The sequence below is a fragment of the Sphingosinicella microcystinivorans genome (assembly GCF_027941835.1).
Lineage (GTDB): Bacteria > Pseudomonadota > Alphaproteobacteria > Sphingomonadales > Sphingomonadaceae > Sphingosinicella.
In genome coordinates this window covers 3,813,458-3,830,395 of the sequence record NZ_CP116005.1, presented here as the reverse complement: position 1 = coordinate 3,830,395, position 16,938 = coordinate 3,813,458, and the positions used below count along the sequence as shown (strand labels likewise).

Annotated in this window: 15 protein-coding genes; 5 read left to right on the top strand and 10 right to left on the bottom strand. The window is 65.7% G+C overall.

Features of this window, described 5'->3' with window-relative positions; translation table 11 throughout:
- Positions 1–35 precede the first annotated feature (35 nt).
- Positions 36–2,129 carry a prolyl oligopeptidase family serine peptidase gene (locus PE061_RS18470; protein ID WP_271256677.1) on the top strand — a complete coding sequence of 698 codons (2,094 nt, stop codon included), beginning with the start codon at positions 36–38 and terminating at the stop codon, positions 2,127–2,129.
- On the opposite strand, the gene PE061_RS18465 is transcribed toward PE061_RS18470, so the two are convergent.
- The 5 genes from PE061_RS18465 to PE061_RS18445 all read right to left on the bottom strand — a co-directional run bounded on the left by PE061_RS18465 (position 2,126) and on the right by PE061_RS18445 (position 5,452).
- Positions 2,126–2,554 (bottom strand): asparagine synthase-related protein, encoded by a 429-nt coding sequence (locus PE061_RS18465; protein ID WP_271256676.1) that lies wholly within the window; start codon positions 2,552–2,554, stop codon positions 2,126–2,128. The genes PE061_RS18470 and PE061_RS18465 overlap by 4 nt on opposite strands.
- A gap of 38 nt (positions 2,555–2,592) precedes the next feature.
- Positions 2,593–3,738, bottom strand: coding sequence for an asparagine synthase-related protein (locus PE061_RS18460; RefSeq protein WP_271256675.1), 1,146 nt, complete (start codon positions 3,736–3,738; stop codon positions 2,593–2,595).
- An 86-nt stretch (positions 3,739–3,824) separates the two neighbouring features.
- The gene (locus PE061_RS18455) at positions 3,825–4,478 is read right to left on the bottom strand and encodes a lasso peptide biosynthesis B2 protein (protein WP_271256674.1); all 654 of its coding nucleotides are present in this window, start codon (positions 4,476–4,478) and stop codon (positions 3,825–3,827) included.
- A 56-nt stretch (positions 4,479–4,534) separates the two neighbouring features.
- Complete coding sequence (locus PE061_RS18450) at positions 4,535–4,663, bottom strand: benenodin family lasso peptide (RefSeq protein WP_271256673.1); 129 nt, start codon at positions 4,661–4,663, stop codon at positions 4,535–4,537.
- Between the two features lie 156 nt (positions 4,664–4,819).
- Positions 4,820–5,452 carry a GntR family transcriptional regulator gene (locus PE061_RS18445; RefSeq protein ID WP_271256672.1) on the bottom strand — a complete coding sequence of 211 codons (633 nt, stop codon included), beginning with the start codon at positions 5,450–5,452 and terminating at the stop codon, positions 4,820–4,822.
- 595 nt (positions 5,453–6,047) lie between these two features.
- Between PE061_RS18445 and PE061_RS18440 the strand changes: the two genes are divergently transcribed.
- On the top strand, positions 6,048–8,279 hold the full coding sequence (locus tag PE061_RS18440) for an adenosylcobalamin-dependent ribonucleoside-diphosphate reductase (RefSeq protein ID WP_271256671.1): 2,232 nt from the start codon (positions 6,048–6,050) through the stop codon (positions 8,277–8,279).
- 16 nt (positions 8,280–8,295) lie between these two features.
- On the opposite strand, the gene PE061_RS18435 is transcribed toward PE061_RS18440, so the two are convergent.
- The 4 genes from PE061_RS18435 to ubiT all read right to left on the bottom strand — a co-directional run bounded on the left by PE061_RS18435 (position 8,296) and on the right by ubiT (position 11,622).
- Positions 8,296–9,018, bottom strand: coding sequence for a Crp/Fnr family transcriptional regulator (locus PE061_RS18435; protein WP_271256670.1), 723 nt, complete (start codon positions 9,016–9,018; stop codon positions 8,296–8,298).
- Between the two features lie 119 nt (positions 9,019–9,137).
- Complete coding sequence (gene ubiV, locus PE061_RS18430) at positions 9,138–10,079, bottom strand: ubiquinone anaerobic biosynthesis protein UbiV (protein ID WP_271256669.1); 942 nt, start codon at positions 10,077–10,079, stop codon at positions 9,138–9,140.
- Complete coding sequence (gene ubiU / locus PE061_RS18425) at positions 10,070–11,095, bottom strand: ubiquinone anaerobic biosynthesis protein UbiU (protein ID WP_271256668.1); 1,026 nt, start codon at positions 11,093–11,095, stop codon at positions 10,070–10,072. The genes ubiV and ubiU overlap by 10 nt, the downstream gene beginning before the upstream one ends.
- Positions 11,092–11,622: a ubiquinone anaerobic biosynthesis accessory factor UbiT gene (gene ubiT / locus PE061_RS18420; RefSeq protein WP_271256667.1), complete on the bottom strand. Its 531-nt coding sequence runs from the start codon at positions 11,620–11,622 to the stop codon at positions 11,092–11,094. Before ubiT ends, ubiU begins: the two co-directional genes overlap by 4 nt.
- Positions 11,623–11,787: 165 nt before the next feature.
- Between ubiT and PE061_RS18415 the strand changes: the two genes are divergently transcribed.
- The 3 genes from PE061_RS18415 (at position 11,788) to PE061_RS18405 (ending at position 14,925) form a co-directional block, all read left to right on the top strand.
- Positions 11,788–13,020: an alginate export family protein gene (locus tag PE061_RS18415; RefSeq protein WP_271256666.1), complete on the top strand. Its 1,233-nt coding sequence runs from the start codon at positions 11,788–11,790 to the stop codon at positions 13,018–13,020.
- 569 nt (positions 13,021–13,589) lie between these two features.
- Positions 13,590–14,201 (top strand): TetR/AcrR family transcriptional regulator, encoded by a 612-nt coding sequence (locus tag PE061_RS18410; protein WP_271256665.1) that lies wholly within the window; start codon positions 13,590–13,592, stop codon positions 14,199–14,201.
- Between the two features lie 103 nt (positions 14,202–14,304).
- Entirely contained in the window at positions 14,305–14,925 is a 621-nt protein-coding gene (locus PE061_RS18405) for a TetR/AcrR family transcriptional regulator (protein ID WP_271256664.1), read from the top strand.
- Positions 14,926–15,041: 116 nt separating this feature from the next.
- On the opposite strand, the gene PE061_RS18400 is transcribed toward PE061_RS18405, so the two are convergent.
- Positions 15,042–16,913: an ABC-F family ATP-binding cassette domain-containing protein gene (locus tag PE061_RS18400; RefSeq protein WP_271256663.1), complete on the bottom strand. Its 1,872-nt coding sequence runs from the start codon at positions 16,911–16,913 to the stop codon at positions 15,042–15,044.
- Positions 16,914–16,938 lie beyond the last annotated feature (25 nt).

The window sequence follows — 16,938 nt, the reverse complement described above, 5'->3', positions numbered from 1 at the left end:
GGGCGTGCTCCCGTCGCAGTCACGCGGAGATTTTCATGCAATATCATCGTTTCCCAGGCTGCACGCCGCCCATGGCCGCCTGTCTCGCCGTTCTTGTCATTTCGGGCTGCGCCGCGCGCGCAGCGACGCCGAGCGATCATGCCGAGATCAACTATGCCGACATTGCCGAAATCCGGACGATCGACGGCTTGTCCATCTCGCCCGATGGCCGTTTTGCGGCGTACCGGGTCGTTACGCCATCGGTCGCGGAAAATCGCGTTGTCGAGCAGTGGTACCGCGTTCCGATTGACGGGGGTACACCGGAGGCGCTCGGTGATGCGGCCGAGCCGATTATGATGCCGCTTCACGATGTCCTCGAACTCGAGGTCAGCCAGTGGAATGCGGACAGCAGCGCAATCTACGTGCGGCGTCTTGCCGGACCCGCAATCGAAATTCATCGCCTCGCCCCTGGGGGCGCGAGCATCCCGGCCGTTGCCGATGCCGCGAACGTGGAATCCTTCACCCTCGACGGACCGCTCATTCGTTACCAGGTTCGGGCGGCGCGCGCCGACATCGATGCCCGGCAGGCAAAGGAAGCGCGAGAGGGTGTTCACTTCGGCACCAGCGTCTTCAGCGAAGGTCTGTCGATGACGCGCAGCGCGCAGACCGGTACGCGCGAGCCTTCGATCCGGCGTTTGGGCGCAATCGGTGCCGTCGAGGCCTATGCCGGGCCGCTCCAGGACAAGGCCGCGGTGATCGCCGGTGACCGAGGACCTGCGGTAAGAGCAACTGCGCTCAGTCCGTCCATGGGCCTTCGCGGCCCTGTGCACGGTTCGGGCGGGCTCGACATCGTGCTTAAAGCGGTAGACGCTCCGGACCCGCTCTGGATCGATCATTTTCAACGAAACCGGATCGTTGCGCGTGGCCGCGGCGGCAAGCGTTACGTGTGCACACATGCGGTCTGCGAAGGACGGCCTGAGTCCCTCTTCTTTGCGACGTTCGGCGCGGGCGGCGAAGTCGTGATCGCGCGAAGAGACATTGGGAGCAAAACGACACTCTACGGCTGGACGCCGCGGTCGAATACGCTGCGAACCATCGCGGCGCCGGGCAGCTTGCTTGATGGTGGCGGTAGTTATAAGCGCTTCCCGTGCCCGGCGACTGCGCGGTTTCTCGTCTGCGTCGAGGCGGGGACGACGCGGCCGCCGCGCCTCGTGCGCATCGACCTTGCGTCGGGCGCGGTGACGCAGCTTGCCAACCCCAATGTGGGGCTTGCAGAAAAGCCGCATATCGAAGCGCGGTTTCTCACCTGGACTGATACGCGCGGCCGTGAATCGTCCGGCTATCTCGTCCTGCCGCCGGTCCGGACGGGGCACGTGCCGCTAGTCATCACGACGACGATATGCCGAGGGTATCTTCGCGGCGGTGCCGTGCCACTTGCTCCCGAGCAGATCCTTGCACGCCGCGGCATGGCGGCACTGTGCGTCAGTGCCAGCGATGAGGGTGGTGATGCGCGCGGGCCGGACGGCAAGCCGGTTCCGCTCGCGCTTCACGATGCGGCGCTCGCGGCTTACAAGGCTATCATCTCGCAGCTGGCCGCGGAGGGAACCATCGACCCGGCGCGGGTCGCCATCACGGGGCACAGTTTTGGCGCGATCATTGCCGCGCATGTCATAACGCATAGCGATTTGTTCAGCGCGGCGGTGATGGGAACCGGCATCACGACCGATCCCGCTGTTTTCACGATTTCCGCGCCGCATGCGGATTCGCCGCGCGCACTTTCGTTCCATGGAACGGGCCTGCCGGCACCCGAGGATGATCCCGATGGCATCTGGGCATCGGTTTCACCATCGCTCAATGTTGCACGGATAAAGGCCGCGGTTCTCATGCAGCCGCCCGAGGACGAGTGGTTGATGGCGCTCCCGCTGTTTTCAGCGCTCGACCGCAGCGGAGGGACCGTTGACATGTACGTCTACCCGCGTGCCGGACACATGCTCCAGAAATATCCGTCGCACGTTGCCTGGCGTTTGCGGCGTTCGGTCGAATGGCTTGCGTTCTGGCTTCTGGGCGAAGAGGCCCCGGACGGGGATACCGCGCAGTACGTGCATTGGCGCGCGCTGCGCGACAAGAAGGACGCTGCAAGACCTCACTAGCGTGTCCAGCTTCGGGCCCAGCTCTCCGCGTCAACGAGGCCCATGATCTGCATGTAGCGCGCATCGGACACGGGGCGGGGGTCGGAGAGATAGGCATGGACCCGGTCACGGTCGACAAGGCCGTGACCGGCAAGCAGGCCATCGCAGAGCATTTCCCCGATCTCCGAGCGCCGGCTTTCGAAGAGGTGCATGACAAAGCTTGCAGGCGTGCCCTTCGATCGTCGCCCGAGAATGGTAGGGGGCAGGCGACCTTCGAAGGCGCGCCGCGCGACGGCGCGGTCGCGTCCTCCGCTGACCCACATCCAGGTTGGAATGGCGAGGCACAGTTCGACGACGGGCTGTGCCATCAATGGCGAAATCGAGGGCCGGACCATCGCCCGGCCGACCGGGTCGAGGTGATTGAGAATACCAAGGATCCACGCCACGTGCGCCGCCTTTCCGGGCGGCGTGCAGGGCGGCGGGCTCAGCCATGGATGCAGGGGCAGCACGCCTGCGGCGGACAGGCAGGCGGGGGTGAGGAAGGGATTCCCCGACCCTTGAAGGCGCGCGGCGCGCGAAGTGCATTGCGAATACCCCGAACCATAACGGGCGCGACGGGGCTGCCGGTGACCTGGCAGATATCCCTCACCGTGTGGGCGAGTTCTCTCGGGCGGGGAACAGCAAGAATCCGGTCGGCAAGAGGTGAAGCCGAGCGAAGCGCGCAGAAGACGCTGTCACCGCCGCCACCGTTCATGAACGCGTCGATTTCGAGCGCCTCGGCATGTGCATACTGGATGGCATCGGACGACTGGCTGAACGCCCGCGCGACGGGTCGAGGCAGGTGGGCCGAGGCAGAGACCGAGAGATCGACATGGTCGGGGGCTTCGAAGTCCTCGATGAGCGGTAGATCGAGAAAATCGGCAAGCGCGCGGGCGTAGGCGCGCTCGTCGCCGTCGGGTTCATGCGTTGCGATCGTGATGAGCGTGGGGCGGCAGTCGGTTTGCGCAAGCGCTGCGGCAACAATCGAGGAGTCGAGGCCTCCGGAGACGCCGAGCAGAATGCGCGAGAAACGCTCTGCCCACGCCCCGACCGTCTGGTCGATGACCGTGCGCAGCGCCCGGGCAGCAAACTCCGGATGCATGGACCGCGAATGCTGGACAAACATCCATGGCGACCAGAGCGTGGTGCGCGCACCGTCTTCGAGCCGTTCGCGCATTCCGGGCAGCAGCTCTTCAACATCTGCAAGACAGGTCGCTCTGCTGCGCATGCCGTCGGTCGCAAGGAATGCGGCGAGGCGCGGCCAGCTGATATGCTGGGGCAGGAGCTGGGATATGAGCGCGGCGTCCGATGCGAAGACAGTGCTCCCCTCGGAGCGTGCGACATAGCATGGCAGCATTCCGGAAGGGTCGCGCATGATCTCTACGCCAGAGGCGTCCGAAGATAGGTCCAGAAAGCCGCCCCACGCGTCCCGATACGCGGCCGTGGCTGACGTTTCGAAGGTGGCAGGCGCGAGATCTTCGAACGGCGCAAAGCGGTGCCCGATGAAGAGATGCCGTCCGCAGTCCGACAACTTGACAGGGAGACTGTCGGTCAGGACGACGGTGCTGTCAAGGCACGTCTTTACGGTCATTTTGCCAAGTGCCTCGGCAGCGCGTGCTGCGAGGACCTCACGATGTGTTTCTCGATTTGCCGCGACAATGATGTACTGCCCTGCGTTCATACGACAAGGATGGGTGCGTAGAGGCGAACGATATCGACGTCGTCGCAGATGACCGCATCGTCGACCTGGACCCAGGCATGGGCACGGAATGGATGGAGCGACACGCCGATCACAAGATTGGCCGGAACGCCTCTCGCGGCGAGCACGTGAGCGAGGGCAATCGCACGCGGGAGACAGTGCTCGCGGCTGGACCTGAACCAGCTGAGCATTCGCACGGCGGTGGTGACCGATCCGATCGCCCTGCAGGTCGAATCTGAGGATGCATCCAGTCTTTTGCACCGGGAGAGTTTTGTCAGGACAGCCTGCAGACCTGTATGCAGGAGTGCGGTCCGCGCCCCCGAATATCTCCAGATGACAGCGCCAATATCCCGAATGGATAATGTGTCCGCGGGCCAGGTACGAAGTGGTAGCGGGTTCTGGCAGGCTTGCGGAATCTCCCGCTGGTCGCTGACACGGATGATATCGAGGTGAACCAATTGTTCAGCTGCCCGCGCCTGTACGCCGTCCAAGTTGTTGCCTTGCGCAGCAGCGCGGAATGCATCAGCGGCGGTGCCGCTCAGGCAGAAATACCGATCTTGAGGGAGGTCGAGAAACAGGACATGATGGGCGATCTCGCACCACGAGAGTCCATTTCGCAGTTGGTATGCCATGCGCGTTCCGCAAGAGTTGCGGCACGCAAGATCGAAGCCCTGCGTGCCGCCGCTGATCAGTCGTTGCTCAGGCCCTGCTGAGCGAATGCGCCCAGGGCGTCCGGGAACGGAAGCCCCGGCGGGCCCTTGGTTTCCTCGCTGGCGGTGCCGAGATCGATAATCTCGGACGAAGCGTCGTATGTCATTTCACTCTCCGTTGCTGTCTGCCGCATCCGTTGCGACGCAGTCAGGATCGGAAAGTCGTGCGCGACATGCATGGATAAATATCAGACGCGGGGCGGGGCCGACGAACGGGACCTCCGGCGGGCGCATCGACCATCGCGCCGGGGAATCACGGAAATTCAGGTGTCTGCATGAAGCTTCAGTTTCTTGACGATCTGCGGCGCGAGCAGGATACGCCGACGGTGATAGAGATGAATTTTCCTTCGCAAGGCCTTTTGAACATCTGCGCCGCCGGGTCGCATGATCCGTCCCGCTTCAGCGCTGGCGTCAGGGATCAACAAACTTTCTGCCTGGCGTACGTGATAAAGGCGGGTGTTGGCAGCGTCAGCCTTGCGACTGAATTCGCGGTTGGCCGCTGCGTCGGCGATCTTCTGGAAGAAGCCTGCCACCTGGAGATCTGCATCGGCCGCTGCCTCAATCCTGCTCCGCTGTACGGACAAGAGCAACGCCCTAATGCTGGAGGGCGGGGTTGCGTGCAGTGCCGCGAGGAGATGTTGGCCATTCCAGAAATAGAGGTCACGGAGGCTATCTGCAGATGGCAGCCACAATTGGAAGCCGCCGCTGGGGCGCATCTCGACAATCTCTTCGCCGACGAGGCGGCAAAGCCCGTCGCGCACGGGCGTCACGCTGGCACGGAACTGATCGGCCAGCGCTTTGACATCGATGGGCTGACCGGGTCGATAACGATGGCTGAGAAGCAGGGATTTCAGAGAAACATATATGTTTTCATGGAGATGGCGGTCAGGTGCCATGCATTTGTCTCCTTAATATTGGGACAGCATGCGCCGTTCTGGCCAAGGCCGCTCGGTTCCCTGTAGCGAAAGGCAAGAATGGATCGGTCGGGGCCTATTCCATGTCGACCCTCTGTTCAGAGGGTCGACTCAGAGCGCCGATGGCGGTTGGAGCGCTTCCGGCGTGCGGTTGAGGGCCAGCAGAGGCCCAGGAGCGCCATCCGTTGCGCCTGGCTAACGTCAATGTTGAAAGTCTGTGGGAATGGTACCAACATGATAAAATTTGATGGTACTTATGCTGGTATCAACGAACTCTTTCTGAAAAATTATCTATTTATAAGAATGGTATAGAAAAATTCTTTCACTCCCGTTGGGGTCACCAGCGTTTGAATGCCGGGGGCTGGCGCAAAGCCTTTGTTCGCGCCTCTCCCTCATCAGAACGATATTCCCCTCTCTCACCTGATCGGCAGCCGTCCGGGCGCACCGGGCAGGAATCCCGTGAGCCGTCGCATCGGAAATCTGCCGGGGCGAGGCACGTATTGATCTGCATCACTTCTGAAACTGAAAACCTCTATATGTAGCGCCTTTCGGGATCAAAAGCGCAAGATATGGAAACATGTTCGATACAGCACTCGCAGAGGAAATCTGGACGCAGAAATACCGTTTCCAACCGGCCGACGGCGACGGGGATGAATCCGTGCAGGCGACATGGGTGCGCGTGGCCCATGCCATCGCCGCCAACGATCCGCCGCCGGAACAGGCACGCCGGGCGCAGGATTATCTGGATGCCCTGACGGATTTCCGTTTCATTCCGGCCGGCCGCATTTTGGCCGGAGCGGGAACGGGGCGCAACGTCACCCTGTTCAACTGCTTCGTGATGGGCGCGATCCCCGACGATCTGGACGGCATCTTCATGCACCTGCGCGAGGCGGCGCTGACGATGCAGCAGGGCGGCGGGGTCGGCATGGACTTTTCCTCCATCCGCCCGTCGGGCGCGGCCGTGCGCGGCGTCGGCGCGCAGGCTTCCGGTCCGCTCAGCTTCATGGACAGCTGGAACGCGATGTGCGGCACGATCGCGGCGGCCGGCCAGCGGCGCGGGGCGATGATGGGGTGCCTGCGCATCGACCACCCCGACATAGAAGCCTTCATCGACGCCAAGCGCGACCAGATGCGCCTGCGCAATTTCAACCTCTCGGTGCTGGTCGACGATGCCTTCATGAAGGCGCTTGCCTGCGACGGGGATTGGCCGCTGGTCTTCGGCGGGGTCGTCCATCGCACGGTCGGCGCGCGCGACCTGTGGCGGCGGCTGATGCAGGCGACCTACGATGTCGCCGAGCCGGGCGTCATCTTCATCGACCGGGTGAACCAGCAGAACAACCTCGCCTATTGCGAGGAGATCCTCGCCAGCAATCCGTGCGGGGAGCAGATGCTGCCCGCCTACGGCGCCTGCCTGCTCGGCTCGATCAATCTCGCGCGGCTGGTGCCCCAGCCCTTTGCCGGAAACGCCGCGCTGGACGAGGAGGAACTCGCGGCGCTCGCCGCCACGGCGGTCCGCTTCCTCGACAATGTCATCGACATCTCCCGCTACCCCCTGCCGCAGCAGGAGGCGGAGGCGCGGTCGAAGCGGCGCATCGGCCTCGGCGTCACCGGCCTTGCCGACGCGCTGCTGTTCTGCAACGCGGCCTATGGATCGGGGCGGGCGATCGAGCTGACGCGGCATTGGCTGGGCTGCATCAAGCAGGCCGCCTATCGCGCCAGCGCCCTGCTGGCGGCGGAGAAGGGGCCGTTTCCGCTCTATGATCCGGCGATACTCGACCGGCCGAACCTGCGATCGCTCGACGATGAGACCCGCGTGCTCATCGCCGAGCACGGGCTGCGCAACGGCTGCCTCACCTCGATCGCGCCGACCGGCACCACCTCGCTGCTGGCGGGCAACGTCTCGTCCGGCATCGAGCCGGTTTTCGCCTACAGCTACACCCGCAAGGTGCGCCAGGCCGACGGATCGGCGCGCGAGGAGGCGGTGGAGGACCACGGCTATCGCGTATGGAAGCAGGTGAACGGCGACGAGCCGCCGCCCGCCGACCTGTTCGTCAGCGCGCAGTCGCTCGAGCCGTCCGATCATCTCGCCATGCAGGCGCCCGCGCAGGCCTTCATCGACAGCTCGATCTCCAAGACCGTCAACTGCCCGGAGGACATCAGCTTCGAAGCCTTCATGGACGTCTATGCCGAAGCCTATCATCTGGGGTGCAAGGGGCTGACCACCTATCGCCCGAACGCCACCACCGGGTCCGTGCTGAGCGTCCCGCCGCCGCCCGTGCAGGTCGCGGCGCCCGCCGAGACGCACGAGTTGCAGCCCCGGCCCGAATCACTCCACGGCACCACCTACAAGATCAAGTGGCCCGACAGCGCCCACGCCGTCTACGTCACGATCAACGATACCGGAACCGACAAGGCGCGGCGGCCGGTCGAAATGTTCATCAACTCCAAGAACATGGAGCATTATGCCTGGACGCTGGGGCTGACGCGGATGATTTCGGCCGTCTTGCGCAGGGGCGGAGACATCGCCTTCGTCGCCGAGGAGCTGAAGGCCGTGTTCGACCCGCGCGGCGGCGCGTGGATGGGCGGGCGCTATGTGCCGTCCCTGCTTGCGGCGATCGGTGGCATATTCGAGCGGCATCTGGAAACGCTCGGCGATCCTGAAGGGTCTGAGCCCGATCCCGTTGCGGTTGCTCCGGCGCAGCAGCAGGCCGCCATCCCGAGAATCTGTCCGCAATGCAGCGCCGCCGCCATTCAGCGGCTGGAAGGGTGCGACAAGTGCCTCGAGTGCGGCTATTCGAAATGCGGCTGAGTTCGACGACGCCGGGTCATGCGTCCATCCCCGAGGTCAGGTCGCGGATGCGGGGCAGATCGAGGATTTCGATCAGCGTGAGCGAATGCGGCCAGATGATCCGCAAAGCGCGCATCCGTCTCAATCCCCGGCTTATCGTTTCCTTCCGCAATCCCAGATAGTCGGCGATATCGCCCCGGCTCATTGGCAGCGGAACCAGCATCGCGCCGCCTCGGCCGCTGAGCCCGGCGCGCTGGTGGATGTCGTAGAGAAAGCCGGCGAGCCGCTCGACGGCGGTCTTGCGTCCGAGCGTCACGATCTGGTCCTGCGCGAAGGCGAGATCGCCCGCGACCCGCCGATAGCGCGCATCCGCCAGCGCCGGGTGGTCGTGCACGAACCGTTCGAACCGCCCTTTCAGGAAACGGCAGAGCACCGCGCTGCTGACCGCCTCGGCGCTGAAGCCGTGGCTTTGCCGCGTATCGACGCCGATGAAATCGCCGGGGAAAAGGAAGGCGACGACCTGCCGGCGTCCGTCCGGCAGGATGGCATAGAGTTTTATGACGCCGCGGGTCAGGCTGAACACGTGATCGGCCGGATCGCCCTGGTGGAACAGCGGCTGGCCGGCGGCCAGCTGGATGCGAACGCCCTGATGGCGGAAATCGGCCAGCGTATCCGTGTCGAGGGCGCGGCACAGGGCTTCCTCGCTGACGTCGCAGTCGGCGCAGGGGTGGGCTTCGTTCAATGCCTCGCGTCTGGTCATGGCCGGCGGGTTCCGAGCGTGCAGGGTCTCTTTCCGCTCGCGCAGGGCCCATGCGTCCGCAATCGCAAATTTTGCGCCCGAATGACATAGATCAAGCGTCGGGCGCGCCGGGTCCGGCTTCAGGCGCAGGCGAGGTCCGTCTCGGCCCGCCAGAAGCGGTGTCCCGCGATCCCGTGCCAGAAGCCGTTGGAAAAGGGCGCGCCGATCCCCAGCTGCGCGATCCTGTCGGCGGCCTCGGCGGCGTCTGCGCGGCCGGCGACATGATCCGAGAAAGCAGTCGCCACCGCCACCATGTCGACGCTGTGCGGCATCAGGCGAAAATGGTCTATGCCGAGCGCGCGCATCTCCTCCAGCTCGGCCAAGAGGTTGACGTAGCTGTGCGACAAGGTCTGGATGCCGTTGATCGCCAGCATGTCTTCGCCGTCCAGTGTGCGAAGCGCCATGCCGTCGGGATCTTCCTGGCACACGAACTGGCATTCGTCCTTCGTGCGGTGGTGCGCGCGGGCATGATAGCAGCGCGCCGAAAGCGCGAGCGAGGCGCGGCCGAACACCTGCACCTCGACGGAAACGCCGATCCCGGCCGCGGCGCGCGCCAGGACCGCGGCGGCCTCGCGGCGCAGTTCGGTCGGCAGGGCGAAATGGGTCGCGCCGTTGCGCGCCAGATAGGCCATGGCGCGCTCGTTGTAGATGTTCATCATCGGCCCGATGCGATGCGCCCGGCCGGCGAGTGCGGACAGCCCGGCCGTGTTGTTGACCTCCACCGGATAGTGTGTCTGACGGCACAGGTCCGCCGTCATCGCCCGCTCGCGCGGCAGGACGACCTCGGCGAGCGTCGACAGCACGACCTGCTTGCCGCCGCGCTCGAGCCGGTCGATCACCTCGGGATAGTGGCGTTCGAAGAAGGGGCTGCGCTTGGAGCAGACGACCTCGCCCAGATAGACGATGTCGATCGGGGCCTCGTCCGCGATGCGCGCGTAGAAGTCCCGTTTCCTGTCCGCGTCCCAATGGAACAGTATCGGCCCAAGGGTCAGCTTCGTCCCGTCCATCGTGTCTACCGCCATTTCTTGGTCGCGAAGGCGCCCCGGGTCTGCTTCTGCCCTTCCGTCAGCGCGACCAGATCGGCCGCCGGCGGCGTCCGCCCCGCCATCGCCGCGTCGACGGCGGCCCGGAAGGCACCGACCACGGCGCCCACATAGGCGCGCGAGCGCTGCCTGCCCTCGATCTTGAAGGCGTCCACGCCCGCGCCGATCAGATCGGGCAACATGCCCATCAGGTTCAGGCTGACCGGCTCCTCGAAGGCGTAGTAAGGCTCGTCGCGCACCGGCGCGACGTACCGGCCCTTGCATATCGTCGGATAGCCGGCCTGTTCGTCGCGGTCGAACCGGTCGATCACGTGGCAGCCGAGCCGCGCGGTCACGCTGCCGTCCGGCCCCCGCTGGTAATGGACTTCGGACGCGGGCGAGCAGGCGCCGTCCATGTTGGTCGAACGGCCGACGGCATAGTTGGTGAGGCTGCACCGCCCCTCGACCATCAGGCCGTGGTTGCCGAAGACGAACGTCTCGATCTCGCAGGGGATTTCCGATTTCAGCCGGCGGATTTCGGGCACCGTCAATATCCGGGGAAGCACGACCCGCCGCACGCCGAACTCACCGCAATAATAGCGGATGGATTCGGGGTTGGACGCCGCGGCCTGCACGGACAGATGCAATCTGCTGCCCGGGTACTGCTCCGCCATGTAGGCCGCGACTCCGATGTCCGCCACGATGAAGGCGTCTATGCCGATCGCCGTGCCGATGTCGGCGGCCTGCTTCCACAGCTCGAACTGCCCCGCGGGGGGAAAGGTGTTGAGGGCGAGCAGTACCTTGGCGCCGGCCGCATGGGCGTAGGCGATGGCGGCGCGCATCTCGTCGGGCGTGAAGTTGAGACCGGCGAAGTTGCGGGCATTCGTGGCGTTCCGGAAGCCGCAATAGACCGCGTCGGCCCCTGCATCGACCGCCGCGCGCAGCGTGGCGGGCGTTCCCGCCGGGCAAATGAGCTCGGGGCGGCCCGTCAGGCGATCCGTCAGGCGACCCGTCACCGGCCGTTCCCGCCGCGTGCGCGTCGATGGCGCCGCAGCAGCAGCGCCCATGCGATGTGGCCCGCCGGGCCGAGGGCGCCCGCCACCCGGTCGGCCAGCGCGCCGTCCACGTCGTCGATGGCGTTGCGCAGGCATACCACCGCTTCCAGATTGCCGGTGATGTCGAGGTCGCGCGAAAAGAACAGCGCGTCGCCGTCCGTTCCGCCGTCGATAAGCCCCAGAAGGTCTCGGAAGCTGCCGGAAATGCGGGCGTCGCATTCCGGTTCGGCGCTGCGCGGCCACGCGGCGAAGACCGGCCTGCCGGGATCGGGGCGCAGCAGCAGCAGGAACGGCATGTCGCGGGCGTCGATCAGGAAGCGGCTCCGACAATACGGCCCGAGCCGGGCGAACAACTCGGGAAGCTGGCGCGTGATGTCCCGCACGATCCGGTTCAGGACCGGCTGGACGAGCAACAGCGCCGGTGAGGAGGCGCGCGGCCTGCGCGGCCGAAACCAGCGACGCGCGGAAAGGGATGGAGCGAGCGGCATGGCCCCCGCCTAACATGCTGGAGTCGCCGTGAAGTGACATGGATCAATTACAGGGTTTCGGTGCGCCCGGAATCCTGTCACATCGCTGCGCAAAATGTGCCGGGGGCCGGAATAAAAATGACACATATCAAATTCTGCCGGTGCACGGGCCTGTAAGGAGGCGGCATGACCAGCATGTTCATCCGCGCCTTGCCGTTGGTCGCCGCCTTTGCTGGTCTTGCCCTTGCCGCTCCCCGCGCGCAGGCCGCGGAGGCAGAGCGCGCCCGGCAGGTCCTCGTCCCCTATGCCGATATTCGCTACCGGATCGAGACGGTCGACCAGCAAGGCCTTCCGCACGACGCCACCGCGTCGACCCTGCGGGTGCGCGCCGGTGTTCGCACCGCGGAATGGCTGGGCCTGTCCGCCCAGATCGAGGGCGAGGCGATCGCCACCATCGGATCGGAAAAGTTCAACGACACGATCAACGGCCGGACCGGCTATCCTGTCGTCGCCGACCCGGAGGACGTCCTCCTCAATCAGGTGTTCGTGAAGTGGCGGCCGCTGGCCGAGGCGGAAGCCGTGGTGGGACGGCAGGCGGTCAATATCGACAACCAGCGCTGGATCGGTTCGGTCGGCTGGCGGCAGAACGACCAGACGCTGGACGCGGTCCGCGTCACGGCGAAGCCCGCGAAGGGCGTCGTCTTCGATTACCTGCACGCATGGCGGATCAATCGCGTATTCGGAACGGACTCTCCGCAAGGCGTGTGGCGCGACGTGAATGTCCACGGCGCGCGGCTGGCCTATGCCTTCGGCGGCGTGGGAACATTGTCCGGATACGGCTACTGGCTCGATATTCCGGCGTCGCCCGTATCGTCCAGCGCGACGCTCGGCATACGCTTTGCCGGCGAGCGCGCCATCGCGCCCGATCTGAAGCTGCTTTACAGCGCCGAATACGCCGATCAACGCGATCATGGTCCGAACCCGGCGGACTTCAGCCTCGATTACGGCGCGGTCGAGGGGGGGCTTGCCTATGGCGCTGCGTCCGTGCGGATCGGCTGGGAGCGTCTGGGCGGAAACGGCACGGCGGCCGTGCAGACGCCGCTGGCGACGCTGCACGCCTTCAACGGCTGGGCCGACAAGTTCCTCAGTACCCCGGCGAACGGTTTGCGCGACCTGTATGTCGACCTCGGCTATCGCCTGACCGGGGACGGCCCGTTGAAGGGGGCGAGCTTCCGGCTGGCATGGCACGATTTCCGCTCGGTTCGCGGGGACCTGAGCTATGGCCGGGAATGGGGGGCCTCCGCGACCTTCCCGGTGCACAAGTCCGTGACGCTGGTCGCGAAGGTCGCACGCTACGATGCCGATGAATTCGCCACCGACACGACCAAGACATGGCTCGCTGCCGAGGTGAAATTCTGAGGGAACGCCGGTCCGAAAATTGGCCCGGCCGCTGGGACAGCCGGGCCAGTCAAAACTGGGATGTAAACAACGCGAGGATAAAAACTCGCGCGCATCGGCGTTCGCACAGGCGTTATGCAATATCAAGGCGTTATTAAACCGGAGGCGTAACATCGCGCGCGATGTCCGCCATGATCCGGCGGCCGCAACCCGCCGCCGCGCCGTGCGCTGGCGCTTCGAAGCCGCCCTCCGTCTCGTCGATGCGAACGGGAAGGCTTGTCGGTCTGGTTTACAGTTTTGAGACACGGCTTGCCCCGCGCCGTCCGAAATGCGCGGTTTCCGGCGGTTGGCCCCCTTCTTGCTTTCAAACGGAAAACGGCGGATTCGCGTTTCGCAAACGCGTGTGTGGGTTCGCGATCAAACCCGGCCCCGAAAGGGAAGCCCACCGGCGTGCAGCGGCCCTGCATTTGCCGGACGATGCTGTGCGTCTTCTTAACTAATTGCTTGCTACTGCTTTCATCGCTGTTAGCATACGCGCCGCTCGCGCCCGCGGGCAGATCCAGTATTCATAAGCTTACCCCGGGGGCGCCATGCCGAAGCCCATTTCTGAAATCCGCAAGCCCGAGATCGTGCATGCCGCCATCAAGGCGATCGGCCGCGACGGCCTGCCCATGCCCTCCTACGATTCGATCGCGAAGGAGGCGGACATGTCGCGGCAGCTGATCCGGCATTATTTCCCCGATCCCGAGGGGCTGATGGTCGCCGTGTGCGACGCGCTGGCGGCGGGCTATCGCGACTGCCTGATGAAGGGCATCATCGAGGCGGCGGCGACCGAGCGCCTGCCGATATTCCTCGATTTCTACTTCAACTTCCTCGCGGGCAACCCGAAGCCGAAGGACGACGCCGTCTACGACGCGATGTTCTCGCTCGCGGCGGGTTCCGAGGCCGTGCGCATGAACCTCAATGGGCAGTACAATCTGCTCCAGTACACGATCGCGCACGAGATCCAGATCAGCAACCCGGCAATGAGCCAGAAGGCGTGCCGCGAGATCGCCTACCTGTTCGTCGTGCTGATGTACGGTCACTGGAAGATGGTGGCGACGCTCGGCTTTTCCGAAGCGTGCAACCGGGTGACGCGCGAGGCGGTGGACCGGCTGATCGAGTCCTACGTGCGGAACTACCACGACCCCGATCTCGATTGAGGGGCGCGGCTGCGGCTTGCGCGACACGCCCGCGGCCTGCGATACGGAAACTTCGGCGGCAGCCGCTGCCGATAGGGAAAACGCCGGGATGGCGATGACGGGCATGACGTCCACGACAGGACAAACGAAACGGCACCGCGCGCGCCGCCAGACACCGGCGCTGCGGCGTCAGGACCTGCTCGCCGTGACGATCAGCTGTCTCGCGCAGCTTGGGCCGCGCGGCACGACGGGGCGCGAGATATGCCGGCGCGCGGGCGTGTCGCACGGGCTGCTGCGCCATTATTTCAGCAATCCCGACAACCTGCTGCTCGAAACCTATCAGGAGCTTTGCGACAGCTTCATCGCGCGCTTCGAGGAGGAACTCGCCGCACAGTACGCGGACCCGTGGAAGACGATCGACCGGCTGTTCGAGGTGCATTTCAGCGACGAATGGTCGAACCCTGACATCCTCGGCGCGTGGATCGCCTTCTGGGCGCTCGTCCGCAACAGTCCCGAATTCGCCGCCGTGAGCGTGGACTACAACGCGCGGCTGCACGCGCTGCTCGATCAGGCCGTGGCGCGGCTTCCCGCCGGTCCGGTGCCGCCGCGCGACATCGCGGCGCTGGTCTCGGCGACGATGGACGGGCTGTGGCTCGATTACAGCCTCTCGTCCGAACGGCTGCCGCGCGCGCGTGCGCTCGGCCTTGCGCGCACCATGCTGCGTCGGCTGGCGCCGCCGGATTGAGCAGGGACGTTCCGGGCGTGCGTCCCTCTACTGCGCTCGGGATGATGCACGTTTTTACAAGATAAAGAGGGATTTCATCCCGAGCGCAGTCGAGGGACGCACAACTGCGGTGTGCGCTATGCCGCGATCTCCAGCGCTTCCGATGCCACGAGCCATTCGGCTTCGGCGGCTTCGATGCGGTCCGACAGGTCGGCGCGGAGCTTCATCAGTTCGGTCATGGTCTTCTTCGCGTGCGCGGAATCCGCCGACGACGGGTCGAACATCGCGCGATCCACGGCGCTGCGCTCGGCGCTCAGTCTGGCGATCTCGGCTTCGGCGGTCTTGACGGCGGCGCGCAGGCGCTTCGTCTGTTCGCGCGTGTCGGCGGCCGCCTTGCGGGCGTCCTTGCGGTTGCCGGGAGCCGGGGCGCTCGCGGGCCGGTCCGCCGACCTGCCGAGCACGAAGTCCGTGTAATCGTCGATGCTGCCCACGAAGTCCTCGGCGCGGCCGCCGTCCACCAGCACCAGTCGGTCGGCGGTCAGCTCCAGCATGTGGCGGTCGTGGCTGACGAGCACGACGGCGCCCGAATAGCCGTTCAGCGCCTGCACGAGCGCCTCGCGCGAATCGACGTCGAGGTGGTTGGTCGGCTCGTCGAGGATCAGCATGTGCGGCGCCTCGCGTGTGATGAGCGCGAGCGCCAGCCGCGCGCGCTCGCCGCCCGAGAGCTTGCCGACCTTGGTCAGCGCCTTGTCGCCCGAGAAGCCGAAGCGGCCGAGCTGCGCACGGACGGCGCCGGGCGTCGCGCCCTTCATGATGCGCGTCATGTGTTCGAGCGGCGTGTCGTCCGTGTCCAGCTCCTCCACCTGGTACTGGGTGAAGTAGCCGACGCGCATCTTGCCCGCGGTGCGCATCTCGCCGTCCATCGGCGGAAGCTGCGCGGCGAGCAGGCGGGCGAGGGTGGTCTTGCCGTTGCCGTTGCGTCCGAGCAGCGCCACGCGGTCGTCCGGGTCGAGCCGGAGGTTGAGGCGCGAGAGGACCGGGCTGCCTTCGGTGTAGCCGACCGACGCCATGTCGAGCGTGACGAGCGGGGGCTTCAGTTCGCCCGGGTTCGGGAACTCGAAGCTGAGGCTGGGGTCTTCGGCGATCGCCGCGATCGGCTGCATCCTCGCAAGCGCCTTGGCGCGCGACTGCGCCTGCCGCGCGGTGCTCGCGCGGGCGCTGTTGCGGGCGATGTAGTCCTGCAGCTTCTCGCGCTGGCGGGTCTGCGCGGCGCGCGCCGCCTCGATCTGAGCCAGCCGCTCGGCGCGCTGCCGCTCGAATGCGTCGTAGCCGCCGGGGTAGAGGGTGATCTTGCCACCTTCGAGATGCAGGATGTGGTCGACTACATTGTTAAGTAAGTCGCGCTCGTGACTGATGACGATCATCGTCGCGCGGTAGCTCTTCAGGAAGTTCTCGAGCCACAGCGTCGCCTCGAGATCGAGGTGGTTCGAAGGCTCGTCGAGCAGCAGCAGGTCGGGCTCCGAGAAGAGCAGCGCGGCGAGCGCGACGCGCATCTTCCATCCGCCCGAATAGCTGTCGAGCGGGCGGCCCTGCATCTCCTCGTCGAAGCCGAGGCCGACGAGGATGCGCGCCGCCCGCGCCTCCGCCGTCCACGCGTCGATGGCGTTCAGGCGTTCGTGGATCTCGGAAATGCGGTCGGGATCGGTCGCGGTCTCGGACTCGGCGAGCAGCGCCGCGCGCTCCGTGTCCGCCGCGAGCACGGTTTCGAGCGGCGTCGCGGTTCCGGCCGGGGCCTCCTGCGCGATATAGCCGATGCGCGCGCGGCTCGCGGTCTCGATCTCGCCGCCGTCGGCCTCCAGCAGGCCGCACATGACGCGCATCAGCGTCGACTTGCCCGCGCCGTTGCGCCCGATCAGCCCGACGCGGCTTCCCGTGGGCAGCGACGCGGTCGCGCCGTCCAGAATGACGCGGCCACCAAGCCGCACGGTGATGCCGTTGATGTTGAGCATGGCCGGGGGCGATACACGAAGGTGC

Excerpts from the sequence above, each read along its gene's own strand:
- PE061_RS18460 (WP_271256675.1), bottom strand. The coding sequence starts at position 3,738 with ATGACCGTAAAGACGTGCCTTGACAGCACCGTCGTCCTGACCGACAGT.
- PE061_RS18435 (WP_271256670.1), bottom strand. The coding sequence starts at position 9,018 with ATGACCAGACGCGAGGCATTGAACGAAGCCCACCCCTGCGCCGACTGC.
- PE061_RS18445 (WP_271256672.1), bottom strand. The coding sequence starts at position 5,452 with ATGGCACCTGACCGCCATCTCCATGAAAACATATATGTTTCTCTGAAA.
- PE061_RS18455 (WP_271256674.1), bottom strand. The coding sequence starts at position 4,478 with ATGGCATACCAACTGCGAAATGGACTCTCGTGGTGCGAGATCGCCCAT.
- PE061_RS18400 (WP_271256663.1), bottom strand. The coding sequence starts at position 16,913 with ATGCTCAACATCAACGGCATCACCGTGCGGCTTGGTGGCCGCGTCATT.
- PE061_RS18440 (WP_271256671.1), top strand. The coding sequence starts at position 6,048 with ATGTTCGATACAGCACTCGCAGAGGAAATCTGGACGCAGAAATACCGT.
- PE061_RS18405 (WP_271256664.1), top strand. The coding sequence starts at position 14,305 with ATGACGTCCACGACAGGACAAACGAAACGGCACCGCGCGCGCCGCCAG.
- ubiV (WP_271256669.1), bottom strand. The coding sequence starts at position 10,079 with ATGGCGGTAGACACGATGGACGGGACGAAGCTGACCCTTGGGCCGATA.
- PE061_RS18415 (WP_271256666.1), top strand. The coding sequence starts at position 11,788 with ATGACCAGCATGTTCATCCGCGCCTTGCCGTTGGTCGCCGCCTTTGCT.
- ubiT (WP_271256667.1), bottom strand. The coding sequence starts at position 11,622 with ATGCCGCTCGCTCCATCCCTTTCCGCGCGTCGCTGGTTTCGGCCGCGC.
- PE061_RS18450 (WP_271256673.1), bottom strand. The coding sequence starts at position 4,663 with ATGACATACGACGCTTCGTCCGAGATTATCGATCTCGGCACCGCCAGC.
- PE061_RS18410 (WP_271256665.1), top strand. The coding sequence starts at position 13,590 with ATGCCGAAGCCCATTTCTGAAATCCGCAAGCCCGAGATCGTGCATGCC.
- PE061_RS18470 (WP_271256677.1), top strand. The coding sequence starts at position 36 with ATGCAATATCATCGTTTCCCAGGCTGCACGCCGCCCATGGCCGCCTGT.